At 41.7% G+C, this 9665-nt stretch carries 2 protein-coding genes; one reads left to right on the top strand and one right to left on the bottom strand.

Going from position 1 to position 9665, the window contains the following annotated elements:
• The coding region (locus IQ242_RS09100; protein ID WP_228020901.1) for an NADP-dependent isocitrate dehydrogenase at positions 1 to 1430 on the top strand (1430 nt) is incomplete at its 5' end.
• A gap of 500 nt (positions 1431 to 1930) precedes the next feature.
• On the opposite strand, the gene IQ242_RS09095 is transcribed toward IQ242_RS09100, so the two are convergent.
• Positions 1931 to 9226: a Calx-beta domain-containing protein gene (locus tag IQ242_RS09095; protein ID WP_193959745.1), complete on the bottom strand. Its 7296-nt coding sequence runs from the start codon at positions 9224 to 9226 to the stop codon at positions 1931 to 1933.
• Between the last annotated feature and the right edge of the window lie 439 nt (positions 9227 to 9665).

Here is a 9665-nt window from a genome sequence, read left to right as displayed (position 1 = left end):
TGCGCTACGACAAAATTACCCCACCGACAACAGGCTCGACAATTACTTTTTCTGAGGGAAAACCTCTAGTTCCCGACGATCCGATCATTCCCTTCATTCGCGGTGACGGTACGGGGGTCGATATCTGGCCCGCAACCGAAAAAGTTATCGATGCAGCGATCACCAAAGCCTACGCTGGTCAAAGGAAAATCCATTGGTTTAAAGTCTATGCTGGCGATGAAGCTTGCGAAATCTACGGGACCTATCAATATCTACCCCAAGATACCTTGACAGCGATTAAAGAATATGGTATAGCCATCAAGGGTCCCTTGACCACTCCCATCGGTGGCGGCATTCGTTCCCTGAATGTGGCTTTGCGGCAGATTTTTGACCTTTATGCCTGTGTTCGTCCCTGTCGTTACTATGCGGGAACCCCTTCCCCCCATAAAACCCCGGAAAAACTCGATGTCATCGTCTATCGGGAAAATAGCGAGGATATCTATCTCGGCATCGAATGGAAACAAGGCACGGAAATCGCCGATAAACTGATTAATTATCTCAATACAGAACTAATTCCCGCCACTCCCGAACACGGGAAAAAACAAATTCCCCTCGATGCGGGTATCGGTATCAAACCGATTAGTAAGACAGGTTCCCAAAGATTAGTCCGCCGGGCGATCGAACGAGCGCTGACTTTACCGAAACCGAAAAATCAGGTTACTCTCGTCCATAAGGGTAACATTATGAAATATACCGAAGGGGCGTTTCGGGATTGGGGTTATGAATTAGCTAAAAGTGAATTCCGGGATGTGTGCGTCACCGAGATGGAATCATGGATCCTGAGCAATAAGGAGAAAAACCCTGATCTTAGCATCGAAGATAACGCCCGCATGGTGGAACCGGGTTATGATGCCCTTACGGACGAGAAAAAAGCCAAAATCTGCCAAGAAGTGACCAGTGTTCTCGATGCTATCTGGGAAACTCACGGCAATGGCCGGTGGAAAGATAAAATTATGGTTAACGATCGCATTGCCGATAGTATCTTCCAACAGATCCAAACCCGTCCCGATGAATACTCAATCCTCGCTACCATGAACCTGAATGGTGATTATCTCTCCGATGCGGCAGCGGCGATCGTCGGTGGTTTAGGGATGGGACCCGGGGCGAATATTGGCGATAGTTGCGCTATTTTTGAGGCAACCCACGGCACAGCCCCTAAACACGCCGGTTTAGACCGAATTAACCCCGGTTCGGTGATTCTTTCTGGGGTAATGATGTTGGAATACATGGGATGGCAAGAAGCGGCCGATTTGATTAAAAAAGGCATCGCAGCGGCGATCGCTAATCGACAAGTTACCTACGATTTAGCTCGTCTGATGGAACCTCCCGTTAATCCTCCCCTGAAATGTTCCGAATTTGCCGACGCGATTATCTCCCATTTTGGGGATTAATTTTCCGGTTAGGGTAGCCTGAAAACTGCCCTATTTTTCGGAAAATCCCGTAAGGGACTTGCGCTTTGATAATGTACCTTTTGGGCGAACGCAGTTCGCCCCTACATTGTGGACAAAATCCGTTACTGTAGGGGCGCAATGCTTGCGCCCTCTTTGAACAACTTCTGCTGCTCACCTTAAGTGAGAGAAAATCACCAATATGATCCCATTTTTCTTTATTTGCGTCACAACGAATGCAGGCTTGGCAAGCATTCGAGCGTGGATGTCTGTCATGGATTGAGAAATTTGGTATGAGTTAAAACTTGTAGGATGTTTTGAGTGAGCAGCAAAACGGAATAAAACGGGTTTGGTCGTAATATTTCCTTTGTCTGTTTGTGGCTTTTTTGGGCAAGAGGAGGTAAGGATTGATGATACTCAACCCCTCTGTTTACGAATGATACAGGGGTATAAGATAATTCATAGTTAAAATCAGCAATACCAGAACCCTTTACTTTTTATTATCAAACTCCAACGATAAAATCACCGGCAGTTAAAGCTAATTGTGGGGAGAGGGTAGCCAACTGAATCGCCATAGCTGTAGTGGCACTACCATCGGCATCGAAGAATAAAGCTCCATTGGTGGAATTATAGATAAAACGATGGTCAGCAGTCGTTGCTGTGGTGGCTCCGGCGCCGATGCGGAATTGACTAGAATCGATAGCCGTTCCCAGCGTCAACCCACCACCAAATTGAGACGCAGAAACCACAAGGGTATCATCGATTACTTTGAAATCGGTAATTGAGTCAATGCCGGTACCCGGTGCATTCAAGACAAATTGTTCGAGTCCCGAACCTCCTGTGAGAACATCATTACCATTGCCGCCAACTAGAGTATCATTGCCACTACCGCCTAGCAGGGTATCGTTTCCGTCTAGTCCGGTAAGGGTGTTAGCGGCATTATTCCCTGTCAAGAGGTTATTGCTGCTATTGCCTGTCCCATTAATGGCTAAAGTTCCCGTTAAAGTCAGATTTTCAAAATTAGTGGTTAGGGTGTAGGAAGCAAAACCAACTTTAACCGTATCGGTTCCTGCGTTAGCATTTTCTGTGATTGTATCCCCTGCATCGATGGTATAAGTGTCGTCACCAGCGCCTCCTTCGAGGGTGTCATTACCGGCTTTTCCATCAAGAGAATCATTCCCTTCTAACCCAAGAAGAAGATTATTGCCACTATTGCCATTAAGACTGTTGTTTAGATTGTTCCCAGTGCCGTTAATAGCAGCATTGCCACTGAGGTTGAGGTTTTCTAGGTTGTCTCCCAAAGTGTAGGTAAAACTAGCTGTGACAGTATCAGTTCCTTCGTTAAGATTTTCTATCAGGGTATCTCCCCCATCAATGGTGTAGTTATCATTGCCGCTGCCACCCACGAGAGTATCATTACCTAGTCCCCCATTGAGGTTATCGTTACCTGCTAATCCTTCCAGTCGGTTATTGCCGTTATTTCCCGTCAGGCCATTGTTACTGTTATTACCGGTGCCGTCAATATTTCCTGTAGCGAGTAAGGTTAAATTTTCTAGGGTATTAGCGAGAATGTAGCTGAAACCCGCTTTTACGGCATCGGTTCCTTCGTTGGCATTTTCAACAATCGTATCACCGGCATCGATAGTATAAGTATCATTGCCAGCACCACCAACGAGAGTATCGTTACCTGCTTTACCATCGAGATTATCGTTACCTGCTAATCCTTGCAGTAGGTTATTACCGTCATTACCAATTAGCGTGTTATTGAAACTATTTCCCGTGGCATTGAGGTTATCTGTTCCTAACAGGGTGATATTTTCTAGATTGGTTGCTGTTAAGTCGAAATTAATCGAAGTTTGAACGGTATCGGTTCCCTCGTTGGCATTCTCGACAATGACATCATTAAGGTCATCGATGATATAGGTATCGTTGCCTGCATTTCCAATTAGGCTATCAACACCCGCACCGCCATTGAGGGTATCATTGCCGGCATTACCGATAATTGTGTCGTTACCTGCTAGTCCGCCGAGGCTATCATTGCCACTACCGCCGATGAGTTCGTTGTTGTTGGGATCTCCGTCATCATTGCTAATTGTGCCTGTCACGGTTGCGGTTGTGCCAATCGTATAACTTGTGCCACTGGTGAGGGTAATGCCAATGGTTTCATGGGGTTCAACGATATTATCGGCGGTGGGATTGAGGGTTAGGGTAGCGGTAGATGAACCGGCTAGAAATGTAATCGAACCTGCTGTTGCACTAAAACTATTACCCCCGCTACGGGTGTAGTCATTGCTGAAAGTAGCCGTTCCACTGACGTTGAAGTTAACGGTTAAAGAATTAGTTTTGTCTCCAGTGCGAGTCAGGGTATAGATGAGGTTCGGTGAACCGTTTTCATTGACATTACTGGGATTAACCGCTAGACTGACTTGCGGCAATTCTATAGCGGCAGCAATGAAGACAAAAGCGGCCGAGTTCAGTTCTAAACCAGTAAGATTGGCGAAAATAGCGATAAGTTCATCTGGTTCACCCACCGGCTGGTCTAGGTAGAGATGGGTATCGTTATTGACGGTTTCTAGACGATAATAACTCTTGTCGCCGTGCAGTTGTACGATATCTTCGATCGAGCTAAAGTCTTGAATTAGGGCGTAGTCTGTGGCACCATTACTGCTATGATTGCGATCATCGTAGCTCCACCAACTTTCATCACCTAGTATAAAGCGATCGCTGCCTGTTCCTCCCGTCATTGTATCAATTTCATTAAGACCCGGGGTGAGGCCATGGCTATCAACTCCTAAAAGAGTATCATTACCTGCTTGTCCATCGAGGCTATCACTGCCGGTTGTTCCTGCCAAAAAATCTTGATTACTGCCGGTGATTAAGGTTAATCTATCAATGCGATCGTAGGTTACTTGGTTATCAGTGGTGTTGATACTCCCTGAACCATTGCTGTAGGTTGAGGAGACTGGAGTTGTTAGGCTAGAATAGTCTACGATCAGATGGTCGATGCCTTCCCCCCCATCTACCGTATCTATTCCTAAACCAGTGTAGATGACATCGTTGCCTGTACCACCTAAAAGGTTATCATTACCGCCGCGTCCTTCGAGGGTGTCGTTACCATCTTGTCCATTGAGGGAATCATTACCATCGTCACCGATGAGGTAGTCGTTACCACCACTTCCGGGTACAATTACGCTTTCTATGCCGGTGATAGTTGCGGGGAAAATGATATTTCCAGAATAACCCGGTGCTATGTCAATGCGATCGTTACCGCCACCGCCGTCGATGATACCAGTATAGGGGCCATAGAAGATAAAGATATCATCCCCATCGCCCCCAATAACTGTACCTGTACCACTCAGGTTAAAGGTATCATCTCCCACACCACCATTGAGGGTATCATCTCCTGCCCCACCATAGAGGGTATCATTACCCGCGCCGCCATCGAGACTATCATCGCCATCACCACCAATGAGGTAATCTGCGCCACCGTTGCCAAAGATGGTATCGTTGCCAGAGGTTCCGTAGATAGTATCGTTGCCACTGCCACCCTGAACGTTCATTGCTTCGATGTTGGTGTAGGTGACGCTGTTATTAGTAGTGGTGATTGTGCCACTTGTACCCGTATTGGTAGAGGTAATATTGGTGGTTAGGGTAGAGTAATCGAGGAGTAGTAAGTCACTTCCATCGTTACCATTTACGGTGTCGATTCCCAAACCGGGGTTAAGGGTATCATTCCCGATTCCACCCAAGAGATTATCGTTTGCTGCTAGTCCAAAAATCTGGTCATTTCCGCCTAGGCCATCAATGGTATCATTTCCTGGTGTTCCGTAAAGGGTGTCATCTCCTTCGGTGGGGTTGCTGGAAACGTCATTATCAATAATCGTTATTGTAGCTGTATTTGTTCCTAAAACTGCGCCACCTATAGGATTAGAAAGATTGATGGTAAAGGTTTCATTTCCTTCAGAATCAGGGTCATTATTAATGGGAATGGTGATAGTTTTTTGACTTTCTCCTGCATTAAAAGTTAATGTTCCACTAACAGAAGTATAGTCTTGTCCGGCTTTTGCTGTTCCGTCATTGGTGTTATAATCAATGGTAAAGGTTTGCTGGCTAATTCCTGTTAATTTAACTGTTACAGTTGCTTGGTTTTGAGATTCATTAATGGTTGCGTCAGCGATAGAAATGGTAGATGTTCCATCAAGAACCTCGACAATTCCTCTTAAGTTATAGACATTAAATTTATAATCATTCCATCGTCCAATTCCACCCCAATTAAGACCAGCATAGTCCTCATTACCTGAATTATTAGGCTCTCCCGATGCCCAATTTGTATAGGTAACAGGTTCACCATTAATCCATTGCCAATTACCTTCTTGTACTGCATCAGTAAAACCAATCCATAAATATTCAGATCCACCAAAAGCATTAACTAAAAATTGATTTTCTGCTGCATCATTAATGGTAACTAAATTGCCTCCTATTGCTTGCGCTTGTGCTTGTGCATCTGTCCAAGTGGTTGCAGTCGTTAGATAATAAGTAATCGGAGTATCAACAATAGTTAAAGTAGCAGTTTTTTGTGTTCCTAATGTTGCGCCATTAGTAGGATTACCGAGGGTTAAATTTACGGTTTCGTTACCTTCATAACCAGTATCTTTGACAATGGGAATAGCAATTTTCTTGCTGGTTTCACCATCAGGAAATGTTACTGTAATAGGTGCATTATTGTAGTCTAATGGTGAGGTTGCCGTCCCATTACTAGGAGTAACAGTAACACTAACTTGTCCCTGAGTATTAATGCTACGATTTAGGGTAATTTCGGTGATAGGTGTACCGTCTTCTTTGACAGAATAATTAGGTTGACTGAAAGCAATTACACCAGAATCAGCCACATCAATTAGGTTAATATCAAAAGATTTATCGTAGGTTAATCCGCCTTGATCTTGCGTCCGAATAGTGATAGTATGCTTTTGATTAGTTTCGTAATCTAATTTAGTTCCATCAGCGACAATTAATTGATTACCATTAATGGCAAAGCGTCCATTTGCATTATCAACTAAGCTGTAAGTAAAGGTATTATTTACGTCAGGATCAGTAGTTGTTAATGTGCCGATAACTGTTCCGTTGGGACTATTTTCATCAATGGTATTCTTGCTTATTTGGATATTTGTTGGTGATTCATTAACATTATTAATAGTAATGTTAAAAGTAGAAATAGGTGGGTCGCTGGTATTAAATTTTTGTACATAGATACCGTTTTCACTACCATCTTGATTTTCTGATGTCCAAGTAATGATAACAGAACTTCCATCTGCTAAGGTTGTTATGGCAGGAAACCATTGATTATTAGCCGTGTATTGATTAATGGCAAATTCATTACCAATCTTATTACAATTAGCGTCAACTTGCTGTCCATAAATACCATAACCACTACCATCTTGATTTTGGGATTGCCAAACAACAACAAATCCACCATTACCTAAAGCAGTTACAGATTGATAAAATTGATTTCCAGTAGTATAAGTATTAATTAGAAATTCACTGCCTATTTTATTACCAGTGGAGTCAAATTTTTGTCCATGAACACCATAACCACTACCATCAATACCATTTCCATTCCAGTCTCCAGATTGGTAAGTAACAACAAATCCACCATCAGTTAATACAGCTATTTTCGGGTCAGAATAATCATAATAAGGACTAGAATGAATTTGAAACTGATTGCCTAGCTTATTACCATTGTTGTCATAACGCTGTCCATAAAGACCCCAATGACCATTATTTTGAGGATAGGATTGCCAAGCAACGATTAAATCACCATTATTTAGGGTTATTGCGGCCGCTTGTATTTGGATTCCAGAAGTATAAGTATTGATGGGAAAAGCAGTACCTACCTTATTACCATTAGCATCATAGCGTTGTCCATAAATGTTACCATTAACATCTCCTAATTCAGATGCCCAAGTGACAAAGAAACCACGATCATTAAGAGTTGTTACTGAAGGATAAGGTTCCCACCATTGGGTATCTTCAGTATAGGTACTAATTTGAAATTCACTGCCTACTTTATTGCCATTAGTATCATAGCGTTGTCCATAAATAGGATTACCACTTCCATCTTGTAATTTAGATGCCCAAACCACAACAAAACCGCCACTATTTAAAGCTGTAATTGAGGGGTTATATTGAGCATTTTGAGTGTAGGTATTAATTTGAAATTCACTGCCTATTTTATTACTATTAATGTCGTAACGTTGCCCATAGATTCCCCAATCACTGCCATCTTGTCCTTGGGATGACCAAACAATTACAAAGCCACCATCTTTTAAAGCTGTTGTTGATGATTGATGGTAGTTATCATTAAATCCTTGATTATTAGTTGTATAGGTATTAACCTGAAATTCATTTTTGACATCGGCAAGGGTAAATTTAAAGTTATCAGATGTGGTTTCACTACCGTTATGTTGATAGGTTAAAAGACCATTATCTATATCAGCTTGGCTGAAAGTATCACCTAGTTTTAAAGTTGTACTGGTGGGTACAATTCCTGTTGTCCAAGTTGCACCATAAACCGTACCATTATTATGATTATTAGTTAAGTCTGTAACCGTATTTCCTAAACCTTCATTAAAGTTCCAATAACCCACCAACCCAGTTTCATTACCTGTTAATTGACGATTCATGTCAGCTTGAATTTCAGCTTGAGTTCGGGTTTTATTCCAGATTAGGACTTCATCAATTAAGCCATTAAAATAATTTGTATATCCTGTCCCTATATAGATAGGATTATTACTCGGTGTTGCTGAATTAAATATGGTGTATGTCTCATTAACTTTTACTCCATTTATATACCAACTAAGTTTTTGATTGCTAAAATCTCTTACAACTGCAAGATGAGACCACTGATTAATATTTAGACTTTGATTAGTATTAAATGCTTGATAATTTATTCCACTACTACCCCAGTCTCTACCAGTGACTCCATAATAGTAATGAACAGTTCCGTCAGCAGCCCAACTCACGTTTCCTTCAAGAGTAAGAGTTCCTTCGCCTCCCCAAGCTTTGTTAAAAGGATTTTGTCTGTAATTAAAATGATTTGGCTTAATCCATAGTTCAATTGTTTGATTTTCAGTAATTTGTAACGCATTAGGATTTCCTAAAGCGATATAGTCATTACTTCCATCAAATGATAATGCTTTACCAGTGGGATTATTGAGAATTAACAGACCATTATCAGGTAAATCAGTTAAGGTGTAAATAATGTCTGTGGGTTGTTTATTCGTTTCAAAAGCTTTAAGGACAGTATTATTAATCAGTTTTGTTTGTCCTTCATCAAGGGTTATTCCCTGATTAATTTCGTTGTCAACTATCGTTAAAGTTGCTTTGTCTTGTGTGCCTATTGTTGCGGCACCTGTGGCATTTGTTAGGGTTAAATTAAGGGTTTTATTACTTTCAAATTGGAGATCATCTACAATGGGAATAGTAATGGTTTTAGAGGTTTCCCCATTATTAAAGGTGACAGGGATAGAATTATTAGGATAATCATTAGGACGTTTAGCTGTTCCATCACTTAAAGCTATCGTCGCGCCAACTTCTCCATCACTTCCACCTGTACGATTAATGATGACAACATTAACAGGTGTTCCGTCTTCATTAACCGTAAATTGAGCATTACTAAATGCTAAAGTTCCAGGTTTTGGTATATCATCATCAATAATAGCGATTGTGACCGCATTTGAACTATGGGGAATACTTACATAGTCATCAGTCCCATCGAATAAGAGAGAATAATCAGTACTCATAATCTACCCCTTCTCTTAGCTGTGATTCCAAGCAAAACCGAGCGGAGATTAGTCGGAAACTAACCTACAAAAATCACCCAGACTTTTACCAGATAATTGTGACTAGAACTGTTATAAAAACGTCGAGCTTGACTACATATACCCAGTCAACGAATCGCAAATTAACTTTTTAGCTGTCCTAACACTATTATAGAAATCCTAGGGACAAAAGTTCAGTATAAATACTCAATCGCAACAAAAAGAAATAAACAATATTTTGATTGTTTATTTCAGTAGTCGTGCAAAATTAATTTCCTAGTCGAGACAGGAGACAGTTGACATCCTCGCCGCCCTAAAAGTGCGGCGATTCCTAAACCTCACGATTTAAGTTTCTGCTTCCACCACCGTCGCATACCACAGTTAAAAAACCATGTACTGTCTTACACAGAGTCCAGAGACT

Source organism: Microcystis sp. LEGE 08355 (assembly GCF_015207185.1).
Classification (GTDB): domain Bacteria; phylum Cyanobacteriota; class Cyanobacteriia; order Cyanobacteriales; family Microcystaceae; genus Microcystis; species Microcystis panniformis.
This window is presented reverse-complemented; position numbering and strand designations above follow the sequence as displayed.

Bases quoted from the DNA above. Each gene is read 5' to 3' on its own strand.
- IQ242_RS09095 (WP_193959745.1), bottom strand. From the start codon at position 9,226: ATGAGTACTGATTATTCTCTCTTATTCGATGGGACTGATGACTATGTA.